Below are 25,845 nucleotides of genomic sequence, written 5' to 3'. Positions count from 1 at the left end.
ATTAAGATCCGCATCGGGAAAATCCGATGGCGTATAACCTCCTTCTGCCGATAAACAATGGTTAATCAGGCTTTCTAAAGGATTTCGATAAGCAGCGGCTAAATTTTTGATCGTTGGGCTAATTCAAGTCTGAATTTCATCCCTGTTTGAGCTATCACATAATACCTCATTCAGGCTACGATAGTCAAGACATTATCGAGGACGATTGTTAATCAAGTTTATGGCTCTTTCTACCTGCTCTGGCTTAACAATTTTAAAATTCGTTCTCTTGGGAAAGACTTGTCTTAACAGTCCCTTAGTATGCTCGTTTAATCCCCTCTCCCAAGAAATTTTGTAGATGGTTTCTTGACATCCTGACCGCCGTAAAACGGACGGCGATTCCCAAAACTCACAATTTGGGTTTCTGCTTCATAGATGACATACCAGCAAGACGGCTATTTGCCGTTAAGATAAATTTCCCTTTTGACCAAGTTGGTAGAGCAAGTTTCTTTGTTCTATGTTAGAATGTTAAGGGCTTCGTTTTTGGGTCTGATTTTTTGTTGTTAAAGATCAGAATATACCTGATGAGCCTTTCTCTGTCAACTCTTAAGGCTGATGTGTTTCCTTTTTGAATTGGCGTTTTTGTTGGTAACGAAGCTGATAAGCTGTAGGGTAAATAAAAAATGACAGAACAAGCTTGGTGGGTACAAAAATGGCTAGAACTACTCGATTCCTATCGCTTTAAAAAACGCTTGGAACGAGCTAGACTTTACGCCAGAGAAGGCAATGTTTTAAGTATTGACTTTGAAGACTCGCAAGTTATTGCTAGAGTACAAGGCAGTGAACCAGAGCCTTATATAGTGGATTTATCCCTAGCGGCTTTTAGTGATGAAGAATGGGATTATATTATTAAGCTTCTCTCCAAAAAGGCTATTTATTCCGCTCAATTGCTCACGGGACAAATGCCCGATAATATTGAGCGTGTTTTTATCGATAGTGGGGTGAATTTATTTCCCTTTTCCCTAGCTGATATTCGCTCTCGTTGTACCTGTCCCGATCAAGCCAACCCCTGCAAACATATAGGAGCAGTATATTATCAATTGGGTGATCGTTTTAGCGTCGATCCCTTCTTGCTTTTGCAACTGCGCGGCCGAACCAAAAGCCAAATTCTGGAAGCTTTACGAGAAAAACGCTCCTATTCTTCTGATAATCAACCTTTAGCAGTCAGTGAACCCCCCACAGTAGTTGAAAAAACTGCCCCCGACAGCACTATCGATCGCTTTTGGCAGTACGATGAGGAGCTAGATCCCTCCCTAGTTGTGATTACGCCGGGGAATGAAAATCAAACCATTCTCGACATTTTAGGCAATTTTCCCCTGGCTGCCCCCGAATCGGATGCCATAGAACAATTTTTAAAACCAATTTACCGACAAATTCCCCAAGAAGCGATGGCGATTGCTTTACAGTAGGGAATTTGGGGTATAAGTAGCTGGTTATAATTAAATTAAAAATGGATTTTGCCTTTAATCCCCCCTTGATCCCCCCTTAATAAGGGGGGTTTGATCCCCCCTTGATCCCCCCTTGATCCCCCCTTGATCCCCCCTTGATCCCCCCTTGATCCCCCCTTGATAAGGTAGGGTTGATTCATGAATCAACCCTACCCTTGATAAGGGTGGTGTCTGATAATTTTTAACGCCTACCTACTTAGGATCAGCCTAGTCAAAGTGGTGCCAAGGACAAAAGAGCCAACCGGATTTGTCCTCGCATCGGGGTGAGGAATTGACCATGGAGAAAATCGCCTCACCACTAACCGCTAAACCTTCTTACTTTTGCCAGTTTTACTACCCGGAGAAGTAGTTTTTTTAGTAGTGGTAGAAGTAGTTTTCTTGGTGGTGGTTTTCTTGGCAGTGGTTGTCTTGGCTGCTAGGGCGACTAAAGCTTGTTCTAGAGTCAGGGTTTCGGCGGTTTCTCCTTCGGGAATCTTGGCGTTAGTCTTACCGTGCTTGATATAAACTCCGTAGGGACCCTCGTACAATCCCACCAATTCCCCGTCGTCGGGATGTTGACCCAATTCTTTTAGGGGTGGTTTGGTGGAACCCCTGGCGCTGCGAGTTTTTTTCGGTTCGGCTAATAGGGCCAAAGCTCGATCGAGGGTTATAGTTAAGACATCATCGCTGGCTTTCAGGGAACGATATTCTTTTTCTTTGCCCTCTTCCTGAACCACATAGGGACCGAAACGCCCTAAGCTGGCTTTAATTTTGCCTCCGGTGAGGGGATGGGTTCCCAGTAGTCGTGGCAGTGCCAATAAACCCACCGCTTGTTCGAGGGTGACATCCTCTGGTTTGACTCCTTTGGGTAGGGAGGCGCGTTTCGGTTTGGGGTTGTCATCGCTGACATCTCCTAACTGGACGTAGGGGCCGTAACTACCCACGAGCAGATAAATTGGCTCTCCGGTGTCGGGATGAAGACCTATTTTATCGGGACCTGCGGTTTTTTGTCGCAGCAGGGTTTCTACCTGTTCGGGGTTGAGGTCGGCGGGGGTTAAATCGGCGGGGATGGAAGCGGTGAGGATTTCATCGCCTCGGGAGACTTCCAGATAGGGACCGTATTTGCCGATCTTGATAGTTGCCTGTAAATCCTCTAAATTTACCGATTTGGCGGTGCTAGAGTTAATTTGACTCTCGCGCTCTTTGACTTGGCTTTCTAGCCCTTTTTCGCCGCGATAGAAGCGATCGAGATAGGGCAACCATTGGGCGGAACCAGTGGCGATATCGTCGAGGGTTTCCTCCATTTTTGAGGTAAATTTGGGATCTACCAGGTCGGGGAAATGATTTTCTAACAAACTAACCACGGCAAAAGCGGTGAAGGTGGGAATGAGGGTTTTATTCCGCATTTGGGCATAACCGCGATCGATAATTGTGCCGAGAATGGTGGCGTAGGTGCTGGGTCGCCCGATTCCTTCACTTTCGAGGGTTTTTACGAGGGAGGCTTCGCTATAACGGGCGGGGGGTTGGGTATCGTGGCTAATGGCTTCTAGTTGGCGACAATTGGGGGTATCACCGATGCTGAGGGGGGGTAGGATTATTTCTTGGTCGTCGATGGCGGCTTCGGGATCGTCGGAACCTTCCACATAGGCGCGGAAAAAGCCTGGGAAGTCGATTCTTTTGCCAGAGGAGCGAAATCCGGCATTTTCTACCTGAATATTAACGGCGATCTGGGTAATGCGGGCATCGGCCATCTGTGAGGCGACGGTACGTTTCCAGATTAGGTCGTAGAGGGCGAATTCTAGTCCGCTCAGGCCGGTTTCCCGGGGCAGGCGAAAGCTGCTACCGGCGGGCCGGATGGCTTCGTGGGCCTCCTGTGCGCCTTTGCTTTTGGTGGTGTACTGCCGGGGTTGGGGACTGAGGTAATTTTTTCCGTACATTTGTTCTACACAATTGCGGGCGGCGGTGATGGCCTGATCGGAAAGATGGACGGAATCGGTCCGCATATAGGTGATGTAGCCCTGTTCGTAGAGATTTTGGGCGATTCGCATGGTGTCGCGGGCGGATATGCCCAGTTTCCGGTTAGCCTCTTGCTGTAGGGTGGAGGTGGTGAAGGGGGGGGAAGGTTTGCGAGTGGTGGGTTTTTCTTCGGTGTGGCTAACGCGCCAGATTTTGTCTTCGATGCGTTCTTTTAAGGCGGCGGCGGTGGCTTGATCCAAAAGTGTCACCTGGCGACCGGGGAGCAGTCTGCCGGTGTCGGCATCGAAATCGCTGCCATTTGCCACTTTTTGACCGTTTAAGGTGACTAATTTCGACTCGAATTGATTTTTGTCCTTTTCGAGGGTGGCTTTCAGATCCCAATAATTGGCGGTTTTAAAGGCTCGTCGTTCTCGTTCGCGCTGCACGAGCAGACGTACCGCGACGGATTGCACGCGGCCGGCGGATAGACCTTTAGAGATTTTTTTCCAGAGTAGGGGGGAGAGGGTATAACCGTAGAGGCGATCGAGTATGCGGCGGGTTTCTTGGGCGTGAACTAAATTTTCGTCGATGGAGCGACAATTTTTCAGGGCGGCTTGGATTGCTTCTTTGGTGATTTCGTGAAATACCATTCTTTTGATGGGTATTTTCGGGTTGAGTACCTGCAAGAGATGCCAACTGATGCTTTCCCCTTCCCGATCTTCGTCGGTGGCGAGGATCAGTTCGCTGGCCCCTTTGAGGGCTTCTTTTAATTCTTTGACGACTTTACTTTTGCTTTTGGGGACGACGTAGAGGGGGTCGAAATCGTTCTCCACATCTACGCCTAAATTGGCCCAGGATTTGTCTTTGTGGGTGGGGGGAATTTCTTCGGCGGAGGCGGGCAGATCGCGGATGTGGCCCATGGAGGCTTGGACTCGATAGCCGCTAGGCAGATAATTGCTGATCGTCCGAGCTTTGGTGGGGGATTCGACAATAACCAGGGTTGACATAGGAATTGATCACGAGGGCATCGCCACAGCGACTGTTTTAGTTAGACTGACAATCGTTGTTTGATGATGGGCAAAAGTTACTATTTATCTTGACCGGCTTGATTCAGGTCAAAAGCCACTTATTACGATAATAGAGATTAAAGCTGGTCTTTTGTCACTAACTTCTTAACAAAACTTAATATTTTTCTGGAGCGGCGATCGGACTCAAGGCACTGCTGGCGGCCGCAGGGTAATATAATCCGTTTGAGGAGTGGGAATTATGAATTATGAATTGGGGGGTGGGGAGTGCCTATCGCTTACAGGTGTAGGTTTATTACAAAGAGGTGAATCGGGCCAAAGCCTTGTCTGTTCTAATTTAGGTTCAAATACAAGGCATCCGTCGTCGACAGGACAGAAAAGAGCTTCTAGACTGAACATAGATGGGTTGAGGGTGCTGAGTTTATATATTTTTCAGCTTACTAGCCTCCGCCTTTTCTTTCCACCCTTATCCCGAACTGACGTTAAAATTATGCAATCAATTAAATTTTTTAGTAGTATGCGTCCCCAAAATCGTCAATTTGCCGTCATCGGATTAGGCAGATTTGGGCGCGCTGTCTGTGAAACCTTACGCAAACAAGGTTATCAAGTGGTAGCGACAGATATTGACGAAGGATTAGTAGCACAAGCGTTATCTGATCGAATAGTAGATAATGCGATCGAGCTTGATTCTACCAAACCTAACGCCCTGCGAGAAGCGGGAATTTTTGAAACCGATACGGTGATTGTCGCTATTGGTAAATACGTGGAAGAAAGTATCATTACTACTCTCAATTGTAAGGAAGCAGGGGTTAATTTTGTCGCCGCTAAAGCCTCCACAGAAATCCATGGAAAATTACTAAAAAAAGTTGGTGCAGATTTAGTAGTTTTTCCCGAATACGATGCCGGTTGTGAGTTAGCGCACCGTTTAACTAGACCATCAATTTTAGAACGATTTGATCTCGATCCCGAACATAGTATTGTCGAGTTAAAAGTCCCGGAAGCTTTTCACGGTAAAACCCTAGCAGAGTTAGAAATTCGTAATCGTTATGGTTTAAATATTGTCGCTGTCGGTAATGCGGAAAAATTCAAGATTAACCCCAATCCCCAAGAAAGATTATACAAGGATTTAGCCATGGTGGTAATTGGTTCTAACCGAGATATTCAGCGTTTACCGATGTAGAATTTAGTCAAATAGATGAAGGCGATTTTTTAGCCTTCAGCCGCCAGACTTCGGCGTGAGACTTCGGACGTTCGGCGAGACTTCGGCGTGAGCTTTTGTCGAACATTTTTTTCTCCTGATATCCCTGATAACTGATAACTGATAACTGATTAATTTCCTCGCCAAAAGACAATCGAATTATTGAGAGGTTGAATGATGGTGCCGGGATAATAGAAAGCGAGAATTTGTTCGGGAGACCAACCCAAACGGGCTAAATTATAGGAACCAAATTGACTTAATCCTACCCCGTGGCCAAAACCGCCACCAATAAAGTTATAACCCTGGATTTGTCGATTGGTATCGTAGATAGGATCGATGTAGAATAGGGTACTGCGAGGCGGTCCTAAGGCACTACGCACCTCATTTTTATGCAGTTCCAAAATCCCCTTATCGGTTTGAATAGTCATAGTCAGAATCCGACCGGAAGGAGAGCGCTTAGTCACTTCCATCCATTGGATTTTCTGGAAATGGGCGAGGGGATGTTTTCTGCGTTTTAGATAGGTTTCTAGGTCTTGACTCAAATCAGCTAAAGAAGCTTGTTTTTGCCAGCGAAAAACCCGTCGGCCTGTCTCATTAAAACCATCTTTAAGATTAATAAACTGGCGAAAAGTTGTCTCATTAGCGAGAGATTGTTTCGACAGGTCCCAGACTCGATTGGGGGAGTCCACCACTGCCCGGAGATAAGGTCTTTCTTCCCCATCCCAAACATCACTAAAGAGGGCAGTTACTCCGCCGGTGGTGGAGGAATAAAGGGCATCCACTAACTCATTTTGGTAGGTTAAAACTAGGCCTCGCGTGGCTGTGATCGCTTGATCGGCCCGGGGATTAGTTCCCGTCAATCCATAATAAACTTGACAATGGGTATCGGCACAGAGTTCGTAATTATCGGCTTGAAAACGGCGGAGATTGCGGAGGGCGTAGGTACGGGCGATAATAGTTTGCGCTTGGGTGGCACTTTCCGGGGCATCATGACCGATTTCGTGGGGTACAACCCCACGCAGGTAGGTTTCGAGGGGAACGTTATTAACTAGGGTAAAAGTGCCGTAGGCGTTGGGCTGTAGGCGCATGGTTCCCCCGTACAAACGTACTTGCTCGGGGCTATGGGTGACTTGAATCAGGTTTTTTTGGCTCTCGATTTCTAATTCTTTGGGAAAATAGCGCACCCCGTTGATCTGGAAAGAAACTTGCGGCTTTTCTTTGAGTAAAACACTATTAATATAGGGTTGATTGTGGCCTTTGGCTTGCAAACTGGTCAGCAACCAACGCCGCACTAGGGGATTTTCATAAACTTCTCGCTTTGCCCAAACCTGCCAGCGTCCGGGTTGGGTGATTTCCACTTTAATGCCCATTTTTGCCCAATTTTTGGCACTATTTTCGGCGGTTTCAAAGGTGGCGTGGTCGCTCAAAATGACTTTTTCTTGGAGGATGGGAGAAGCGAGGGGACGGGGAATAACTTCTAATTGTAGGCGATTGGTTTGCAGGGTTTGGGATTGGCCATCTTCTCCCAGCACCCGCAGGGTGAGATTATCACCACTGGTACTACTCAGGGTTAATTTTTCCTTGGCTTCATCGCCAAAACGTTGGACAATGCCCACTCTCAGAAGGACATCCTTGGCTATAGCGGCAGGAATTAGGGTTAAACTGAGCAAGATCGCCGCAGTTATGGAACCGATGCTAATTATCGGTTTTTTTTCCTTTATTTTTAGCATAAAGTCAAGTATCTGTTAATAAGTTTTCATAAAATTTGAGGATATTCAGAGATTATAGCAGCAAGCTATCAGCTTTTTAGTCATCAGACTTCGGCGTGAGCTTTTGTCGAACGCTTTTTGCTCGCCACTTCCCACTGATAACTGATTACTGCTCACTGAAAAGTCTCCCCACTTGCCAATTCATAATTCATAATTCCCATCTAACTTCCCCCATCGCTGATAATGCGTAAACGTACCATTTTTTGCCCACCTTCATCCAGTTCTACTTCGATCACTTCACTGGTTAAACTTTCTAAACAGGTTAACATCGATCGCAGATGGGGATTACTTGCTCCCGTATCCACATAGAGGCGATCGGACAAACTACCCAAACGTTTCCAAGTAGTATAAAGTTTAGCCACGGCCTGCTCTAATTGTGTGGCTTGTTTAACCAGATCCGCCGCCGTATTTAGACAATCGACGCGCAAAGCTTCTTCTAAAGCCATTTCGATATCTAAATTACCTCGTCGGAGAGTTTGTACTTGGGCCGCCGCGTCGAGATATTTGGCTAAACTGCGTGCTTCCGAGGTGATTAATTTTACCGTGTCCACATCGGGATTAGCGGCGATTTCTTGGCGGAGAGTGTCGATATGAGTATCGGGTAACTTTTCTAATTCTTTCACTAGGGGAGCGAGATGACGCGCCGGTAAACTACCATCGCTGGCCTTTTCCTTCACCTCATCGGGTAGTAAATCTGAACTCATCGCCGTCCATTCATCGGCCAATTGCTTCACCTCCCGACGGGTAATTCTCTCCCCTTGTCGGGCTGCATCACTGACTAATTTTTGAATTTCGGGGGCAGATTTGGCCGTTTCTACGAAGGCGCGTTTACTAAAATTATTGATACTATCGGGATCCAGTTGTCCTTCTGCTAGGAGAGTATCAGCACTATTAGCCAATTGAATCAGAGCATAAGCTTGACTTTTAGTGATTTCTCGCTGTTTTAACCAGTTTAAAAAGCCTGTACCGCGACTATCACCGCCTTGCTTCTCTCGGTCGCGAATAGCTCGCAAAATTCGCCCCCGCCAGATTTCCGTTTGCAAATCAAAGCGATCGCAAACTTTCCAAAAAGAATCCAGTTGCTGCTGAAAGTCATGATCTTGGATGGTTTCATCTTCGGGATCTGGCAGTTGAAAGTTAAACTCTAGAGGCGTTTCAAAGGCATCAATGATCGCGGAGGTGTCGGAGGAGAACGTCGCAGCATCAACCATATATGATAGACTCGGCAGTTAATCGGGCATTTTATCTTAACTCGCTCTGGCAACCCCCGACAAGTCGATTAATCTTCAGGTAAAACCCCACACCCTGTCCCCACGAACAACTTTTTCATCAAACCCTAGTTAGGAGAAGCATTGGGGGGAGTGGGACTGGTGACAGGTGCGGAAGGTGTCGTCCCGGTCGTGGGACTCGGACTGGTGACAGGTGCGGGAGAAATCGATGGATTGGAAACGGGATAACGACTCAGGAATTGCCAAGCGATCGCAGCCAGCAAACCGAGAACACCGACAGCGATCGCTACCACGACTAGGGTTGAAACGGTAGTGGGTGCGGGGGGAGAGGTAGGACTAGAAACAGAAGAAGATGCGGGGGGGGGAGTGGGTATTGCTGTCACCGCTTCTTCTCCGGAGTAGGTGTCTCCTCTGTGATCAAAATCTTGGTCATTAAGATCGGGAATAATTCGTTCTTTGGCCTCAGCATAAATTAAAGGCCTGACAGTTTCAGCCGTAGGAACTACCCGACAATAAACTAGGGCGATGGTGGAGTTATCGTGACCGTTTTTCTGGTTAGCTAGTTGTAATAAACTTTCCCCCACTGCGGTTACAGTTTTCTCTCCTCGCAAAAGAGGCAGAATTTCACTGTCCCAGTATTGTTCTACCCGATCGTAATCACTTAAACCATCGGAACAGAGGAGAAAAACACAGTCTTGATCAATAATCAACCTCTGAACGGTGGGATAGAGATTAGTGGCGCTACTCATGCCCAAAGCTTGCACCAAGGCCCCGGCGTTGGGATACTGTATGGCATCACGATAGAGGAGATAGCCTAATTTCACTTCCCGGTCAGCGAGATCATCATCCACCGTCACTTGATGACAACCCTGGGCAGTAATCCAATAGATACGGGAATCCCCCACATGGGCCGCGTACATTTCCTGGGCCTGGCCAAAGGCCATAACTAGAGTCGTACCCATGCGCCGGCGATCTTGTCTTGACTCCTGATCATTGCGTTGACTGATCAGATCATTGGTGACACGAATCGCCTGTTCGAGGACAAGACTGTGACTATCGGGATAGACTTGAATATCAGTGGTGGGACTCTGATTAATTTCCCTAGGCAGGGTTTCGATCGCCAATTGAGCAGCGATTTCGCCCCCTTCCTGACCACCGATGCCATCACAGACAATCGCCAGGGGATTTTGACCATTAGACAGGGTTATGGCCTGATTAGCTGGGGGATAACAGGCATCCTCGTTGTGTTCCCGCACCGGACCGGTATCGGTGCAGGTAAAAATCTCATAGGTGCGTTCTTGACCTCTACCGTAGTGCTGTAGTGCATAATCGAGAATAGCGATCAGGGATTCCGGGCGATCGAGATCGCCGGATTCTAGCTCTTGGGTCAGGGATGCGAGAAAATCTTGAATATTAGCGGCTGCCGTCGGGATCAGACCGGCCCAGAAAGCCCCTAAATTTCGTAAATTGGGAGCGGTGACCTCGTCTTTGCTTAATTCTAGTAATTGCAGCAGCTGATTATTCACTCTCGTCAGAAAAGGGTTAAGCAGACTAGAGACCATAGCTTTTTTCTGGAGGGGATACCAGAGTTTGGCCATTTGCCATAACCAGTGAATTTGCCTTAAATCGGAAGCTTGCGACCAAACCTCGGCCAGAGTGGGCAATAGTTGCGGATAAATTAATTCTCCCGTTTCATCGAGGGGAATAGTGCCGTATTCTAACAGCCAGATGTCCATATTTAAGCGTTCATCGGGACTGGGAATATAGCCATAGACTTGGGGAATGTGGAGATGGAAGGGTAACAATTTTAGGTAGAGGGAAATCCAGCTAGGAGGTTCGTCCGGCGCTTGGGGTGCTTGAGCGGGTTTAGTATCAAGAACAATTTGTGGTTGTTTGACCAAATAACGATCATCAATTAGCTCGCCAACACGATAATAGCTTCTCACCCAATCACCCATCATCCATAAATAGCGCTTAACTAAAGGAGTACCGCATTTTTCACAGAATCTATTAGTGAGAGCGTTCGGGGATAGACAGGTTAGGTTTTGACATTGGAGGGTTGTCACGGAATCCATGAAAACTGCTGACTCCTAAAGCGCGGTTAGTAATCGGTTAATAAAATAGCGTGTTTTTACCCACGATGACTGCCAGTATATTGCAGTGTTTCCCAAATTTTACCCTTTGTCGCTCGATCAGGAATAATTAATGCTGACAGTGCCATCTCTAGGGGTATGTCTGGGGTGTGGGGAGTGGGGTGTGGGGTGTGGGAATTATAAATTATAAATTATGAATTATGAATTGGGGAAGTGGGGTGTGGGGTGTGGGGTGTGGGAATTATAAATTATAAATTATGAATTATGAATTGGGGAAGTGGGGTGTGGGGTGTGGGGTGTGGGAATTATAAATTATAAATTATGAATTATGAATTATGAATTGGGGAAGTGGGGGAGTGGGGGAGTGGGGAGAGTAAAGCTGCCTCCTGTCTCCTGACTCCTATCTCCTGACTGATAACAGTTTCTAAATATTTTTCAACATCAGCAAAGAGCGAGTTTGAAAGCCGAGATTTTGGTAGAGAGTGAGAGCATTGTCGTTATTGATGAAGACTTGTAAACCGATGCGGGTTTGTCCGCGACTTTTTGCCCAATCCTTAGCTCGATCGATTAGTGCGCTGGCGATACCTTGGCGACGATGCTGGGGATCGACGTAAATTAGAAAAATATGACCATAGCGATCGCCTGTCACCTGATCGACGGCGCTCCCCATCCAGAGACAAGCGATCGCCGTTTGTTGTCCTTCGACGATCCACAGGGGAGTATCGAGGCAAAAAAACTGTCTGACTGTATCAGCTAGATGGGAGAGGTTTTTTTGTTCGGGAAAAAATTCTTGATAGGTGCGGGTGAGAAAATTAATGAGTAGATAGCGATCGCTCGGTTTTCCCAGTCGCAGCTGATAATTTTCGGGAAGGTTAGCCATGCCAAGGATAAGAGAAAATTATGCCCAGGGATGGCTCGATCGGAGCGGGTGCGGCTAAATCTGCTGGCAAAAAAATCCGGATGCTGGTGGCAACCAGAGCAACTAAAAACACTAAGATAGTCAGGAGGGGAGCGATATATTGCCGGAAAAAAGCCATAATTATTTGATCTCTAAACTGCTGTTCTTTCTATTTTAGGGATTGCCAGTGGAGATATCAGCAATTTTTTTCCTGAAAATTCGCCTAAAAAAAAGTGACCGGCACACCGATCACCAGAAACCGACAACTAGACTATGACCAAACACCGATTAACTCTAACGAAGGTGCAAATAGGCCGCCTCTGCTTCCAATTGACGAACTAGAGCCTCATTTCCCTGCGCTCTAGCCACTTCCAGTCGGTGTTGTAAATTTCTGCGGAGTGTTTCCCTATGGGCCACGGTGGCCTGTGTTAGGACTTGCTGACGATTTTTGTTCATGATGGACAGACTTTTGAGCGACTTAACTTACCTTATATCTAAATCATAACATTCTCCTTGGGGAACTGTATCTTTAGATACTGAATTTCCCATTAAGATTTATTAAAGCTGTTGGCCACCCTAGGAACCAGTCAATGACGGAAAAGACACTGATAACCCTTACTAGCGATTTTGGACTACAGGACGGTTATGTGGGCATGATCAAGGGAGTAATCGCGGGAATTGCTCCCCATGCTCGCACTATCGACCTGAATCATCAAATTTCGCCCCAAGACCTTTACGCTGGTCGTTTTATTCTCCTGAATGCCTATCAATATTTTCCCCAAGGCACTATTCATCTGGCAGTTATAGATCCGGGAGTGGGAAGCAAAAGACGCGGGGTAGGGATTCGTTTTGCTGGTGGTTATTTAGTCGGGCCAGATAATGGTTTATTTAGTGGCATTTTAAGTCAATCTCCCGCTATATCCGCCGTTAATCTCGATAATTCTTCCTATTGGCGCACCCCTAACCCTAGCACTACTTTTCATGGTCGTGATATTTTTGCTCCTGTGGCTGCTTATTTGGCCCGGGGAGTACCCCTAGAAATGTTGGGTGAGATTATTGATCCCGATAGCTTGCAACAATTAGCGATCGCTGTTCCCCAGATCGAGGAAGATAAAATTAGGGGTCAAATTCAATATATTGACATTTTCGGCAATTTAATCAGCAATATCCCCAATTATCTCCTAGAAGGAAAAAATTGGTCGGTGCAGTTGGGTTCAAAAATTATCCCCGCAAAAAACACCTACAGTGATGTTCCTTCCGGGGAAATAGTCGCTTTTATCGGTAGTCACGGGGGGTTAGAAATTGCCGTCAATAGTGGCAGCGCTCAAAAGCAATTACACCTAAATATTGGCGATGCGATCGAGGTTAGAATAGATAGGAGTCAGTGATCAAAACTGATAACTGATAACTGATAACTGATAGAGCCTTTTAATCAATTCTCATGCTAATATCTAACCAAGTAGAACGAGTAATCGGGGCGCTAGTGGAAATATAATCTACTCCTGTTTCGGCAACGTTGCGAATGCGATCGAGGGTAATATTTCCCGATGCTTCTATTTTGGTTTTACTATTAAAATTGCGGATCATCTCCACAGCAGTTTGCATCATCTCTAAATCCATATTATCTAACATAATGATCTCTACCTCCTGCTGCAGAGCTTGATTCACTTCTTCTAATTGACTGGTTTCTACCTCAATTGTGAGAGGATAGGGCATATTTTGCCGTACACGACGCACTGCTTCCTCAATGCTGCCGGCTGCTTGAATATGATTATCTTTAATCATAATTGCATCATCTAACCCCAAACGATGGTTAATAGCGCCACCGATACCGGAGGCATATTTTTCTAAAATTCGCAATCCGGGGGTAGTTTTGCGAGTATCGACCAATCTTGTCGATAAATCGGCAATTTTCTCCACATACTGACGAGTGGCACTAGCAATCCCACTCAAGCGCATAGCAAGATTTAAAGCGACTCTTTCCCCAATTAACAGCGCATCGAGGGAACCTTCTATCTCGGCAATAACTTTAGACTTGGGGCAGAATTCTCCTTCGGCAACGGTGGGGGTAAAGTGAATAGTGGGGTTAAGCAGTTGAAAAACTCGTTCAGCTACGGGTAAACCAGCAATAACACCCGCTTCCTTGGCAATCCAAGTAGCTTGACCAATTTTAGCATGACCGAAGAAAATTGCTTGGGTGGTGCGATCGCCTCTACCGAGATCTTCTCGTAACCAGTTTTCTAACAAGGGATCAAGGACTAATAGGGGCGGTAACATAGAATTTATCGTAACAATCGGGACGTATTTATTTTAAGTCTAGGAAGGTTTGACCTTTTTGTAAACTTTCTTTAATCGAAACTTATCCCTTCATAGATTAACTCGATCGCACAGTGAAAATCGAGACTAGATAGAATAATTTCTTCCCCTTGACTATAAGCGCAGTAAAACCAAATTTTATCTTCACCGCGACGATAAACCTCAACAGTGATCGATTCAGGATCGACTAAAACGTATTCTTGTAAACTAGGAATCTGACGATAATATTGTAACTTTTTAGTGCGATCATAGTTTCCTGTGCTAGGGGAAAGCACTTCAATAATTACTTGTGGATGTTGAATAAAATTACGAGATTGTCTATCCCTAAAATCGCAACTAATCACTAAATCGGGATAAAAATAACGACTATTACTAGCTTGTACTTTCGCATCAGATACATTGACTCGACAGCCTCGCGGACGGAGATGAATTCTTAAAGCAGTATAAAAATTCAAGGTAATATCATTATGAGGCAGACTACCCCCAGTCATGGCGATAATTTCCCCATCAATATATTCATGGCGACATTCCTGTGTAGCTTCCCATTCTAGATACTCTTCCGGGGTCATTCTTTCTGGGTATTGAGGTTGAGCGATCATTTTTCTTTTTCCTTGTCAACTAACTAAATTAATATCCCATTTCCTTTTTATCTTATACCATTTTCTCGCCCGAAGATTGAAGAATAGTCATAATTAAGCGGTGACTGATTACCCTAATGATAAGATGGAGAGAGAAAGCATTATTATCGCAGGTAGCTAAGATGACAAAAACAATTGCCGATATCATGACTCCCAATCCCATCACCGTCACCGCTAACACTTCTCTGTCGGAAGCAGTGAAGATTTTGGCCGAAAAGCGGTTTAGTGGTTTACCCGTGGTGGATGACAAGATGCGACTGATTGGGGTTATCTCCGAAACTGACCTTATGTGGCAGGAAACGGGAGTAGAAGCTCCTCCTTACATTATGCTCCTCGATAGCGTCATCTATCTACAAAATCCTAGCCGTCACGAGAAATTACTCCATAAAGCTCTCGGTCAAACCGTGGGGGAGGTAATGACCGATAAACCTATTAGTATCACGGCCGATCGCCCTTTGAAAGAAGCGGCCTCGTTAATGTACGATCGTCATGTGCGTCGTTTACCGGTAATTGAGGAAGAAACCCACAAAGTAATCGGTATTATCACTCGCGGCGATATCATTCGCGATATGGCAAAATCGGAAGCATAATTGTTTTTCTAAGGCAACAATTAACTAAAAGATCTTGAACAAATGAATCAATCTCAGGAAACGGTTACTTATTCCCTAGAAACTATCTTGATGCGGATTGAGGGAAAATCGATTCGTTACAAAAAGATGTGACGGATTTAAAGGTAGGACAAGGGGTGTTAACGGGAAAAGTTGAGGGAATAGAAAATCGACTAAACTCATTAGAAGGAAACCAAAAATATCAGGTTTGGGCATTAATTGTCCTCTTATCTGGGGTAATTGTGAAAACTTTTTTTCTGAGCAGTAATCCCTAAATTCTTGCTTCCCTTGCAATTTCTCGGCTCTTCTAGGTTCTGTGTGATAAGTTTAACTTACTATATGATAGATCGATCTTTGTGTCCCTTGTGTCTTTGTGGTTCGTTCCACCCCCTTGCTAGGAGCAATGTATCTTAGAATACATTTTACCCACCAAATCCAAGAGAGCCATTTCTCTAACAACTATCAGGATGAAGCGCCGTCAATTTCTCACTACTACTGCCCTAACTGCTGTTAGTTTTTCCCTAATTCCTAGAAAAGTTATTAGTAATAATTTTCCTCTAATTAAACCGCCACATCTACAACCAGGGGACGGAGTGGGTATTATTAGTCCGGCGGGGGCAACTTTTAAAGAAGATGATTTAAATATAGTTATCGAAGCAGTTAAAGCTTTAAAATTAGTCCCAAAAGTTGGTCAATACGCTTTAGATCGTTATGGTTATTTAGCCGGTAAAGATGGCGAGCGAGCGTCGGATATAAATCAATTTTTTGCTGATGATAATATTGCCCTAATTTTACCAATTCGCGGCGGTTGGGGCAGCGCTCGTTTATTACCTTATCTCGACTACGATTTAATTCGTCGTCATCCTAAAATCATCTGTGGTTTTAGTGATATAACTTCTTTATTATTGGCTATTTATGCCAAAACTGGTTTAGTTACTTTCCATGCTCCCAATGGCTTTTCTAGTTGGCGCACCGCTCAAACTGAAAGCTTTCGACAAGTTTTATTTTCTGGGGAAAAGTTGACTTTTAGAAATGTTCCCGATCCCGATGATGCTAATCGTTTAATGCAGGTAAAAAACCGCATTCAAACTATTACTAAAGGTCAAGCCAAAGGTAAATTAATCGGCGGTAATTTAACCACTTTAGCCTCGATCACGGGTTCTCCCTATCTACCGGATTTTACCGGAGCTATCCTATTTTTAGAAGATATTGGTGAAGATGTTTATGAAATTGATCGCCTGTTAAATCAATTAAAATTAGCGGGAATTTTCAATAATTTAGCTGGGTTTATCTTCGGTCAATGTAGCAATTGTAGTGCTGATAGTGACTATGGTTCCTTGACGTTAGAAGAAGTGATCAGAGAATATATCCAACCCTTAAAAATTCCCGCTTGTTTAGGTTTAATGATCGGACATTTGGAAATTATTGAAACTATTCCCATCGGTATTGAGGTAGAATTTGATGCTAATCAGGGAACGATTACTATGTTAGAATCGGCGGTTAGTAAACCCTAAAATAGCTGACTGTTGCTATTCCCTTTTTTAACTGATAAAGGAATATTTAGACTGGCGAAGTTACACTAAATCCGTTGAGTATAGGCTAGTTATGAGGAGAGGCACTCATGCAAGAGGCAAAAGCTTCAGAAACTGATTACTGATAACTGAAAAAGCTGATTACTGTCGCGGTTGTACGGGGAACCCTTGACGCTGCAACACTTCCGCCGCATCTTGGCCCGGTTGATAGTTGATACCGAGGGTAGAAGTGGCCGAATCTTCGATGATTTTGGGAGTGAGGAGAATAATCACCTCACTGCGACTATTACTATTGGTACGACTGCGGAATAAAGCCCCTAAAATGGGAATATCGCCTAAAATCGGCACTTTTGTCTCAGAACTTTGTTGTTTTTCTTGGATAATGCCGGAAAGAATTAAACTCTGTCCATCCCGCAGACGAATTAAACCAGAAGTTAATTCCCGACGAATCAGAGGGGTAAGGGTGTTGATTGTGAGACCACCGCTATTAAATTGAATCGGAGACCCCGGAGAGGCGATGGTAGGGCTAACCGACAGGGAAATAAAACCGTTATCATCCACCTGATCGACGTTTACCGCTAAAGTTAACCCAGCATCAGCCAATACAGGGGTAGTGGTGCGTTCGCCACTGAGAGGATCTACACTTGTCTCGACACTTTCTAGCACTTTCTCGGTGAGCTTAACGGTGGCCTGTTGACCTTCCTGCACCACCAGGGAGGGATCGGTGAGAATCTTGGCATTTCCTGTCTGAATTGACGCTTGCAGGGTCATCAGGAATCTTTGGGGATATTGGAAGAGGTCGGGTAGCGCAAAATCTCCTCCATCTGCATCTGTTGCACCGGGTTGAAAGGGGTTATTAAATGTTCCAAAATTAGGACGGGCATAGGGAACAACCAGCCCAGTATTTCGATCTGTGACTCTTCCCTGAGTTATATTACTAAAAGGAGCATCCTGAACATCAAAAAAAGGTTCTAGGGCGGGTGTTCCCTCCCCAGAGAAAACATTATTTAAAGGAACTATCGGCTGTGCAAAAGCCCCCGGTTTGGATACAGTTGAGCTACTGGGTGGGTTCATATTGCCAAAGTTCACCACTGCCGCCCCGTTATCCTGAACGAAGAAACCATCGTTAAAACCGAAGGAAAAACTACTGCTAAAACGGTCTGTATTGAGCAGGTTGACATCGATAACTTTGACGTTAACCACCACCTGACGGCGACGAGCATCCAGTTGGGTTAATAAAGAGGTGGCGATCTGGACTTGCCGCGCTTCGCCGATTAAATTGATAGAATTAAGGCGATCATCGGCGGCAATTCTTAAACCGGTTAAAAGTAGGGCAGCTTTTGAGCCTTCTGTCTGTTGGGGTGTTAGTGCTTCTAGGGTGGGAGGAATATCCCGGCGACCGATGACTCGTCCGGTGAGGGGATCGACGATATCCTCGGTTTGGGTAACTAAACGCTGGTATTCTGCCCCTTGGGTGGCAAGGAAAGTGGCGGCGGCGATAGCTTTAACTTGATTGAGGCGCAGGGTGCGGCTAATCAGATTACGAGCGCCTTGGGGTAATTGCGCCCCGACAAAGATGGTTTTACCCTGACGGTTGGCCTGGAGTCCAGAAATTAACAAGACGGCGTTAAAAATGTTTTCCACCGATTCGTTAGTAAATTCCAAGGAAACTGTCTGAGAAGTGGCGTTAGTTTCCCCCTGGGCGCTGGTGAAAACGACGTTATAACCGGCAATGTTAGCAAGGGTCATTAACACTTCTCTAGCGGAAGCTTCCCGGAGTAAAACACGAGGTACGGTGATATTACGCTCGAATTTGACCTTTTCGGCACTAGCATCGATGTTAGAGATGGCAATATCTCCCACCGGTGGGGCAACGGCCCGGGGTAGGGTGGGAACGCCGGGGGCTTGGGGTACGCCTTGAATGATAATTTCGGGGTTGGGAACCATGGGCGCACTTTGGGCAAGTAGTTTTTCACTGGCTAAAATGCGATCGCTGATTTCCTTTTCTAGGGCCGCGCTGGAAGGGACAAGCTGATTTGGCGATTTTTGTAAAGTTTCTTTACTAAACTCTTGCCAAAATTCAATTTTTGATGTACCAGATTTTAACTCTGAACCATGGAAGGAAATGGGGGTTTCGGCCAAGACGCTCAGGGGAGCCATCAATAAAAACGAGGCAATTTGCGGGATAAATAGGGCATAACGGGACGGATTCACTTTAACTTCACTCCTCAACGATTACGCAATTCAACGGACAAAAAAGGCAATACTCACACTGGATTGAAGACTATTATTGGGGCGGACTAGCGGGGGGTTGACCTTCGGCGGGGGGTGGCGGTGCTAATTTCGCTAATTCTTCGGCATTGAGAGGAATAATCACATCGAGAAGAAAGGTGGTAGTCACGGGTTTATCGCCTTGGGGAACGATAGTGGCTTTATTTTTGCTGGTACTAACCACTTTAACCGTCGATCCTTCCTTATCCACTTGGGTATTGAGACTGTTCAGCAAAATGAGCGGCTGTAATCTTTCTAAATCCCGAATAACCTCGTGAGTTTTAGCATAGCTCCCTTCCATCTTGACGTTAAAAGTTTGACGTTTGAGCTTATTATTAACCTCACTACCGAGGGAACCATCGGAGACCACCACCGGTTCTAGTCCTTGGGGTTGAAAACTAACCAGCTTAACATCGCGAGACTTAAAGATATTACTAACATCTAAGAGAATAGTGCTTAAGTCCCTTTCTTTAGCAAAAAGCGAGAGAATTTTCTGTTCAATAGCTTTTTGTTGTTGTAACTGACTCTCGATTTTTTGGAATTCTGAAAATTCGAGACGGTTTTTTTGTTGATCTACCATTTGTTTTTTGTTGGCTGCATCGGTTTGCAGTTGCTGCCAGGTATTATAAGCGGGCATCACCCAGTTAAAAAGCAGATAGAGGGAGCCAAGTAAACCTACCACAGCGGCAGCGATGCCACTATTACGGGGGGTAAAAGTTATCCCGAAAGCGATAGGATACTCCTCAAATTCCTCTAATTTCAGCTTTTCAAATTCTTCGTTAAAGGTCATGGTTGAATAGCTCCTTGGCTTTTGAGAGTATTAATCCTAGTAACAACTCCGATCGCGCCATTCCTGGCGAGATTGGGCAGTTGTTGAGTAGCGGGAGTATCACTTAATTGGGCGGTGATCACAAATTGAACCACTTGGGGGAAAGTAACATTAATATTTTTGTACTGATTAGCCACATCTAGGGGTAAATCGGCCAGGGCAGCACTTTCGATCACCGTTCGCTTACCCTCTAAAAAAGGAGAAGCTTGTAGGGTTAAGAGATAATCATTGACTGCTTCGTAATTACTGGCAAAACCACTGATTTTTAAGCCAGCAGCCGGATTGGGTTGCCCTTGATTGGGGTTTGCGGGAACCTCCACCTGTTGCAAACTATTTAACTGCACACTAGAAGGAGTTTGTTGGCGAATTTCTTGGATAATGGCTGACCAAGGCCTAATCTGATTGAATACACCCACCAGAGCTTTATTTTTTGCTTCTACCGCCTTTAGTTCCCCTCTGATGTCTTCTAGTTTTTTACTTTGGACTTGTACTTGACCTAATTCCCCTTCCAGTTGCTGAATTTTGGCCTGAGTTTCGCTGGTTTTCCAACCGACGGTTAAACCGAGTAATCCCGTCAGTGCCAATAATCCGGCCCCCACTCCCACACCGAGGAACAGGGGTAGTTGTTTCCTCAGGTTAATAACGGTGGAAATCTCGAAGTTAGAGGTTGTTTGGACTGTTCGGTTAAGATGGCGATCTTTGAGAAAATTAACGTCAAGACTATACATAATTTTTGTCTATACCTCCCGCAATCCTAAACCGAGAACTGTTCCTAATCCCGGTCTTTGGGTATTAGGAATCTCTTGATTGATATCTAAGTTGAGTGCTGCGATCGGATCGATGGGCATGGTAGGGATGCTAAGACGTTGAGTAAAATATTCATCTAGTTGTGCTAAACCGCCCCCGGGACCGGCTAAAAGTAACTGGACAATTTCCATTTCCAGTTCATCACTTTGGTTAAGATAGAAATTAATTGATCGCCGCAATTCATCGGTTAATTCCCCTAAAACCCGCATCAGTGCAGCAATCCCGGCGGTAGTAAAGGTTCTGGAAAGACCGGTATTGGTGCCAAGACTATCAAAGGCAGTGATCGGGATTGTCATCCCCAAAAGAATCTCAGGACTGCGGGAGGTGGGCAAATTCATCGCCCTGGAAATGGCATTTTGTAGCTGGAAAGTGCCGATGGGGACAGTGCGGGAAAATTGGGGAACGCCGTCCACCACGATGGCAATTTCCGTGTTATCAAATTCTATATCGACAATAACGGTAGCTTCATTGGAACTAAACTGTCGCAACTGATCGCGAATCGTCCGAATTAGGGCAAAACTATTAATTTCTAGCACATCTACCTGTAATCCTGCCCGTTGCAGGGTCTCCAGATAGGAATCGGTGATCTCCCGACGAGTAGCTACCAGCAAAACCTGCACCTTTTCGATGCCGTCTTCATCCTGAAAGTAGCCCAGTTTTTGGTAGTCGATATCCACTTCCTCGCGCGGATAGGGAAGGTATAAATTAGCTTCATGATTTAAGATCAGATCGCGCAATTCCTCCTCGTCCAATTCCGAGGGAATGGCGATAATCCGGATAATTGACTCGCGCATGGGGACAGCAGTAGCGACTCGTTTGCTGTTAATTTTATTTTCCTTGAGGACTTCCTGGATTAATTCCGCTAAAGCGACGGAATCGACGATTTTTCCCTCCTCAAAGATGCCTTCTGGGATATCCGACGAACAATATTTAACTAATTTATAATTTTGTTTCTGTTTGGCGATCTGAGCCACGTTAAGGCGCTCTGGGGTAATCTCTAGCCCAACACCTTGAGTTTTTTTTGTCAATAGCTTCTTAAAAAAACTTACCATAGATTTTCTGGGGCAGCTCTCAGAGAATTAGTGATTAACAAAGCCAATAATTTTTTGACCTGATTTTCTCTAGTGTTGATCAAGGCAGTAAATTAGTCTATAAACGATCCTGACTGGGTAAATTACCCAGAAAAGGTAAAAATCGAGAAGGAGAGAAGCTATTTCGGCACTGAACACCAACCCGATTATCTGTGTTCAGATCGAGGTTAATCTTGACTGGGTGAGGGGAGAGGAAGCACCTATTGATGATGATATTGTAATCAATTTTGGTGAAAGAACCAAGTCTAGACAAAAAACCTAGTTAACCGCTCCATCTCGTTTCGCCTTCTTTAGTTAGATTACCCAAATATCTCAAGAAAATTTCAATTTTTCTAGGCACTATTTTTTCTTGACTCTGGGAAACCGGCGCTCAAATGCTTCTGACAGGCGTGATTTTCCCCTATAATTAGGAGTTTGCACAGTGACAAAAGAAGTTAAGGAGCGATTTCGATGGCACGAATGTACTATGATGAGGATGCCAATTTAGATTTATTAGCGGGAAAAACGATCGCTATTATTGGTTATGGTTCCCAGGGTCATGCCCACGCATTAAATCTCAAGGATAGTGGCGTTAATGTGATTGTTGGTCTATATCCCGGCAGTAAATCGGCAATCAAAGCCAAAGAAGCCGGTATTCCGGTTTATGATGTGGCCGAAGCCGCTAAAATTGCCGACTGGATCATGATCCTCTTACCGGATGAAGTGCAGAAAACGATTTATCTCAACGAAATTGCCCCGAATTTAAGCGCAGGCAAGGTGTTATCTTTTGCCCACGGCTTTAATATTCATTTCGGTCAAGTGGTTCCCCCAGCTAACGTCGATGTGGTTATGGTCGCCCCCAAAGGACCTGGCCATCTCGTCCGTCGCACCTACGAACAAGGTCAAGGAGTCCCCTGTTTATTCGCCGTCTATCAAGATGCTACCGGCCAAGCACGCGAGCGGGCGATGGCCTACGCTAAAGGTATCGGTGGCACTCGGGCCGGGGTTTTGGAAACCACTTTCCGCGAGGAGACAGAAACCGACCTTTTTGGCGAACAGGCAGTATTATGCGGCGGTTTAAGCGCTTTAATTAAAGCTGGCTTTGAAACCCTCGTAGAAGCTGGTTATCAGCCCGAATTAGCCTATTTTGAGTGTTTACACGAGGTAAAACTGATCGTCGATCTGATCGTCGAGGGCGGTTTGGCCAAAATGCGCGATAGTATTTCCAATACAGCCGAGTACGGTGACTATACTCGTGGTCCGCGGGTGGTGACGGAAGCGACTAAGGCCGAAATGCGGAAAATCCTCGGGGAAATTCAATCGGGACAATTCGCCAGAGAGTTTGTCCTCGAAAATCAAGCAGGTAAACCTGGTTTCACCGCTATGCGTCGTCAAGAAGCAGAACATTCGATCGAAGAAGTCGGTCAAGATCTGCGGGCGATGATGAGTTGGCTAAAACGCTAGTTCGCTTTTTTTTCGGTGTCGGGTTGGACGCAACGCAGGAATTCTTCCCGTTGAGTCCGCCCCTACACCCCACACCCCAAAAGGAAAACTTTCATTTTAGTAGATCGCCTCTCTTGATTTAACCAAACCGATCGCCCGTAAACCGGCAATGACACCACAACCGATCACCATACCGACGAGGGAACGAATCAGATTTTCTATGGGAACGATCGGAATTAAAGCGATCCAGACTTCTTCTGGCCAGTTAAAAATCGAGTAGGTAATGGCGACGGCTCCTAAATGGGAGAGGCCGCTGGCGGTCCAGGTACCCCCAAAAATTCCCGCCGCTACTAGGGCTAAATTGCTACCTTTGATCCAATGAGGAAAAAGAGTCCGGGTTGGTAGGATAAATAATACCAAAGCCGACCAATCGACGAAAGCCCCGGCGATAAAGATTCGTGGCGAAATACCGTTCAGTCCGATCGCCCGGTTAGCGTAGATAAACAGGGGAATCAGAAAAATTAACGTCAATCCTAACCACCAATAACGGCGTTTTTTGCCTAAAACCATCGTTCCCGCCACAAAACTAGACAAAATCGCCCCAAAGACCGAAATAGCGGGAATTCCTGCCGTGTAGGGGGCAAGGAAAGTCCCAATTAAGGCCCCAATGCCACTAGCGATCGCTCCAGCGATCGGGCCGAGTAACCAACCCAAGAGGGGAAAAACCGCTTGACTGAGGGGCATACTACCGCCGGAAGCGAGGACAATGGAGAAGGGAATAAAAGAAAGGGTAGTGACAATGGCCGCTAAGACGACAATATAGGCGATCGGCGCCCCATCAATGGCGGCACTACTGACAGCTTCTACTTTGCGTTCTTCCCCTTCGGGGATAATATCTAGGGTCATAGTTGCAAGGGTGATTCTAACTTTTCTATCATCCTATGGTTTTATGTGCTTCGGGCAGTTAATGGCCAACGTTATAGCAGGGGATTTGAGCAAGCGGAAAGGAGGCAGTCGCTGCATCCCTACCGGTGTACGCTCCTGTGGGGAATTCCTCTGCTATATTTTTCTTAACCAAGAATCTTAATGATATTTTAAGATTTTTTAAAAAACCGCCCCTAGCTGAGATGAACGTATATCCTAGAGGGGAGCGAGTATAAATTCTTATTCCCGTTCGATCGCGCCCCAATTCTTTGGAGATCAGCACCCATGCTTACTTTGCTCCGTTCTCTGCTATTTTCCACCCTATTAAGTTTTGTTGCCCCCGTCCTCCTGGTGGGTTCGATTTTAACTGCTTTATTCGCCACCAGTCACGTCCCCGGCTTTACTTGGGTTTGTCGGGCGGGTTTTAGCCAAATCCTGCAATTTTTAACCATTTTTGGTGGCGGTTATCCCCTACAAGGAATGTTAACCATCGCTGTTACTTTTGCTTTTGTTGGCAGTTTATTCGATTTATTTAACTTTTACGTCTATCAAACCAATCGGGGACAGTAACAGACAAAGGGTGATAGGCACTGTCTAGAATGGGAATGAGGTTTTTATGGGATCGAATCGTCTATGCGCCCTATTTTCTACCGTTTTTGGCTATTAACAATCATTTCTCTGCTGCTGAGCCTGAGTATCGGGATTATCAATCCCCAAACCAGTTTCGCACTCTCGTGGATGGATTTACTTTTTCGGGGTGTGCAAGTTATTCAACTCTCCACTATTTCTCCTCAGCAGGAAGTCGCCATCGGTGGGCAGATTAATCAAGGTTTATTAGAATCAGGTAAGGTGAAACTGTCCAAAGATGCCAGAATTAACCAATATGTCCAAGAAATCGGGCAGCGATTAGCGGCAACTAGCGATCGCCCTGACCTTCCCTACACTTTTCAAGTGGTGCGCGACAATAGCATTAACGCCTTCGCTACTATGGGCGGATTTGTCTATTTACACACGGGATTGATTAAAACTGCTGATAATGAGGCCGAATTAGCCAGCGTCATTGCCCATGAAATCGGCCATATCGTCGGTCGTCATTCTATCACCCAATTACGCAATACTGCCCTCGCCCAAGGACTTCTCAGCGCGGCGGGATTAGAGACAAAAACTTGGGTACAATTGGCGGTTAATCTTGCCTACAGTTTACCAAACAGTCGCAAGGATGAATTAGAGGCGGACCGACTGGGTTTAAAGAATTTGGCCAGGGCTGGTTATGAACCCACGGCGATGATCTCCTTTATGCGAAAATTAGCACAACAGGGGGGTTCTACCCCGACAATTCTCAGCACCCATCCAGCTACAAGCGATCGCATTGTGGCACTGCAAAAACAGCTTAATTCGGTTAATAACTGAACTTCCCCCAGACATTTTGTCTAGGCTGAATTATAGATATAGCTTTGGCTGCTAGAATTAAGGCATTTCAAGACCAACCTTCCTTTTCCCATTACCAAAAAATTGAGTCTTTAGCGGGGGAAGATTGGTCTGATTTAAAATTAGACTTGTTAGATTACTTGCGCGAGTTTAGCGGTGGACGTTCCACAGAGGCTAAAATCGATATATTTCTCCACGAAAATTTAGTTAACGTCAGTTCGGGATAAGGGAGGAAAGAAAAGGCGGGGGCTAGTAAGCTGAAAAATATATAAACTCAGCACCCCCAACCCATCTATGTCTAGTCTAGAAGCTCTTTTCTGTCATGTCGACGACTTCTGCCGTGTA

General features: G+C 45.6%; 22 protein-coding genes and 4 pseudogenes. 10 read left to right on the top strand and 16 right to left on the bottom strand.

The features are described from left to right. Positions 1-123 precede the first annotated feature (123 nt). Positions 124-327 (bottom strand): annotated as a pseudogene (locus IM450_RS22725) (IS30 family transposase); the annotation flags it as partial. A 335-nt stretch (positions 328-662) separates the two neighbouring features. Between IM450_RS22725 and IM450_RS11840 the strand changes: the two are divergent. After that, positions 663-1,448 carry an SWIM zinc finger family protein gene (locus IM450_RS11840; RefSeq protein ID WP_002800296.1) on the top strand — a complete coding sequence of 262 codons (786 nt, stop codon included), beginning with the start codon at positions 663-665 and terminating at the stop codon, positions 1,446-1,448. A 344-nt stretch (positions 1,449-1,792) separates the two neighbouring features. Here the strand turns inward: IM450_RS11840 and topA are convergent, their stop codons facing one another. Then, positions 1,793-4,429 (bottom strand): type I DNA topoisomerase, encoded by a 2,637-nt coding sequence (topA, locus tag IM450_RS11835; RefSeq protein ID WP_287666187.1) that lies wholly within the window; start codon positions 4,427-4,429, stop codon positions 1,793-1,795. A 324-nt stretch (positions 4,430-4,753) separates the two neighbouring features. Next, positions 4,754-4,846: pseudogene (locus tag IM450_RS22720) on the bottom strand (IS982 family transposase); the annotation flags it as partial. Positions 4,847-4,937: 91 nt separating this feature from the next. Here IM450_RS22720 and IM450_RS11830 point away from each other — a divergent pair. Then, complete coding sequence (locus IM450_RS11830) at positions 4,938-5,627, top strand: potassium channel family protein (RefSeq protein WP_002798291.1); 690 nt, start codon at positions 4,938-4,940, stop codon at positions 5,625-5,627. Between the two features lie 149 nt (positions 5,628-5,776). Here IM450_RS11830 and IM450_RS11825 read toward each other — a convergent pair whose 3' ends face one another. The 6 genes from IM450_RS11825 to pirA all read right to left on the bottom strand — a co-directional run bounded on the left by IM450_RS11825 (position 5,777) and on the right by pirA (position 12,090). Then, the gene (locus IM450_RS11825; protein WP_287666190.1) at positions 5,777-7,375 is read right to left on the bottom strand and encodes a SpoIID/LytB domain-containing protein; all 1,599 of its coding nucleotides are present in this window, start codon (positions 7,373-7,375) and stop codon (positions 5,777-5,779) included. Positions 7,376-7,575: 200 nt separating this feature from the next. Further along, positions 7,576-8,625, bottom strand: coding sequence for a hypothetical protein (locus tag IM450_RS11820; RefSeq protein ID WP_002798288.1), 1,050 nt, complete (start codon positions 8,623-8,625; stop codon positions 7,576-7,578). A gap of 125 nt (positions 8,626-8,750) precedes the next feature. Further along, positions 8,751-10,718, bottom strand: a complete 1,968-nt coding sequence (locus tag IM450_RS11815; protein ID WP_287666193.1) for a PP2C family protein-serine/threonine phosphatase — start codon at positions 10,716-10,718, stop codon at positions 8,751-8,753. Between the two features lie 442 nt (positions 10,719-11,160). Continuing rightward, complete coding sequence (locus tag IM450_RS11810; protein WP_004163563.1) at positions 11,161-11,616, bottom strand: GNAT family N-acetyltransferase; 456 nt, start codon at positions 11,614-11,616, stop codon at positions 11,161-11,163. Beyond that, positions 11,609-11,773, bottom strand: coding sequence for a hypothetical protein (locus tag IM450_RS11805; protein WP_004163564.1), 165 nt, complete (start codon positions 11,771-11,773; stop codon positions 11,609-11,611). Before IM450_RS11805 ends, IM450_RS11810 begins: the two co-directional genes overlap by 8 nt. Before the next feature lie 155 nt (positions 11,774-11,928). After that, positions 11,929-12,090, bottom strand: coding sequence for an arginine synthesis PII-interacting regulator PirA (pirA, locus tag IM450_RS11800; protein ID WP_002733724.1), 162 nt, complete (start codon positions 12,088-12,090; stop codon positions 11,929-11,931). A gap of 134 nt (positions 12,091-12,224) precedes the next feature. On the opposite strand from pirA, the gene IM450_RS11795 reads away from it, so the two are divergent. Then, positions 12,225-13,022 (top strand): SAM hydrolase/SAM-dependent halogenase family protein, encoded by a 798-nt coding sequence (locus IM450_RS11795; protein ID WP_287666197.1) that lies wholly within the window; start codon positions 12,225-12,227, stop codon positions 13,020-13,022. A 40-nt stretch (positions 13,023-13,062) separates the two neighbouring features. On the opposite strand, the gene nadC is transcribed toward IM450_RS11795, so the two are convergent. Together nadC and IM450_RS11785 are read right to left on the bottom strand one after the other, a co-directional pair. Continuing rightward, positions 13,063-13,911: a carboxylating nicotinate-nucleotide diphosphorylase gene (nadC, locus tag IM450_RS11790; RefSeq protein WP_004163567.1), complete on the bottom strand. Its 849-nt coding sequence runs from the start codon at positions 13,909-13,911 to the stop codon at positions 13,063-13,065. 71 nt (positions 13,912-13,982) lie between these two features. Further along, positions 13,983-14,549 carry a Uma2 family endonuclease gene (locus IM450_RS11785; protein ID WP_287666200.1) on the bottom strand — a complete coding sequence of 189 codons (567 nt, stop codon included), beginning with the start codon at positions 14,547-14,549 and terminating at the stop codon, positions 13,983-13,985. Positions 14,550-14,710: 161 nt separating this feature from the next. On the opposite strand from IM450_RS11785, the gene IM450_RS11780 reads away from it, so the two are divergent. From IM450_RS11780 to IM450_RS11770, 3 genes and pseudogenes are all read left to right on the top strand, one after another. Then, on the top strand, positions 14,711-15,178 hold the full coding sequence (locus tag IM450_RS11780) for a CBS domain-containing protein (protein WP_043997632.1): 468 nt from the start codon (positions 14,711-14,713) through the stop codon (positions 15,176-15,178). A 42-nt stretch (positions 15,179-15,220) separates the two neighbouring features. Then, positions 15,221-15,471, top strand: a pseudogene (locus tag IM450_RS11775) (polyhydroxyalkanoate biosynthesis repressor PhaR). 192 nt (positions 15,472-15,663) lie between these two features. Continuing rightward, positions 15,664-16,710 (top strand): S66 peptidase family protein, encoded by a 1,047-nt coding sequence (locus IM450_RS11770; RefSeq protein ID WP_287666205.1) that lies wholly within the window; start codon positions 15,664-15,666, stop codon positions 16,708-16,710. 159 nt (positions 16,711-16,869) lie between these two features. Here IM450_RS11770 and IM450_RS11765 read toward each other — a convergent pair whose 3' ends face one another. The 4 genes from IM450_RS11765 to pilM form a co-directional block, all read right to left on the bottom strand. After that, entirely contained in the window at positions 16,870-18,942 is a 2,073-nt protein-coding gene (locus IM450_RS11765; RefSeq protein ID WP_287666208.1) for a secretin N-terminal domain-containing protein, read from the bottom strand. 73 nt (positions 18,943-19,015) lie between these two features. After that, positions 19,016-19,789, bottom strand: a complete 774-nt coding sequence (locus IM450_RS11760) for a pilus assembly protein (RefSeq protein WP_287666210.1) — start codon at positions 19,787-19,789, stop codon at positions 19,016-19,018. Continuing rightward, the gene (locus IM450_RS11755) at positions 19,786-20,556 is read right to left on the bottom strand and encodes a PilN domain-containing protein (RefSeq protein WP_287666213.1); all 771 of its coding nucleotides are present in this window, start codon (positions 20,554-20,556) and stop codon (positions 19,786-19,788) included. The genes IM450_RS11760 and IM450_RS11755 overlap by 4 nt, the downstream gene beginning before the upstream one ends. A gap of 9 nt (positions 20,557-20,565) precedes the next feature. Further along, positions 20,566-21,687 carry a type IV pilus assembly protein PilM gene (pilM, locus tag IM450_RS11750; protein WP_287666216.1) on the bottom strand — a complete coding sequence of 374 codons (1,122 nt, stop codon included), beginning with the start codon at positions 21,685-21,687 and terminating at the stop codon, positions 20,566-20,568. Positions 21,688-22,176: 489 nt separating this feature from the next. Between pilM and ilvC the strand changes: the two genes are divergently transcribed. Then, entirely contained in the window at positions 22,177-23,169 is a 993-nt protein-coding gene (ilvC, locus tag IM450_RS11745; RefSeq protein ID WP_004163577.1) for a ketol-acid reductoisomerase, read from the top strand. 96 nt (positions 23,170-23,265) lie between these two features. Here the strand turns inward: ilvC and IM450_RS11740 are convergent, their stop codons facing one another. After that, positions 23,266-24,054: an ECF transporter S component gene (locus tag IM450_RS11740; RefSeq protein ID WP_004163578.1), complete on the bottom strand. Its 789-nt coding sequence runs from the start codon at positions 24,052-24,054 to the stop codon at positions 23,266-23,268. A gap of 303 nt (positions 24,055-24,357) precedes the next feature. On the opposite strand from IM450_RS11740, the gene IM450_RS11735 reads away from it, so the two are divergent. From IM450_RS11735 to IM450_RS11725, 3 genes and pseudogenes are all read left to right on the top strand, one after another. Further along, positions 24,358-24,642 carry a hypothetical protein gene (locus IM450_RS11735; RefSeq protein ID WP_287666219.1) on the top strand — a complete coding sequence of 95 codons (285 nt, stop codon included), beginning with the start codon at positions 24,358-24,360 and terminating at the stop codon, positions 24,640-24,642. A gap of 63 nt (positions 24,643-24,705) precedes the next feature. Further along, positions 24,706-25,482 (top strand): M48 family metallopeptidase, encoded by a 777-nt coding sequence (locus IM450_RS11730; protein ID WP_004163580.1) that lies wholly within the window; start codon positions 24,706-24,708, stop codon positions 25,480-25,482. A 32-nt stretch (positions 25,483-25,514) separates the two neighbouring features. Continuing rightward, a pseudogene (locus tag IM450_RS11725) lies at positions 25,515-25,709 on the top strand (SWIM zinc finger family protein); the annotation flags it as partial. Between the last annotated feature and the right edge of the window lie 136 nt (positions 25,710-25,845).

Source organism: Microcystis sp. M083S1, assembly GCF_020246405.1.
In the GTDB taxonomy this organism is placed as follows: Bacteria; Cyanobacteriota; Cyanobacteriia; order Cyanobacteriales; family Microcystaceae; genus Microcystis; species Microcystis aeruginosa_C.
This window is presented reverse-complemented; position numbering and strand designations above follow the sequence as displayed.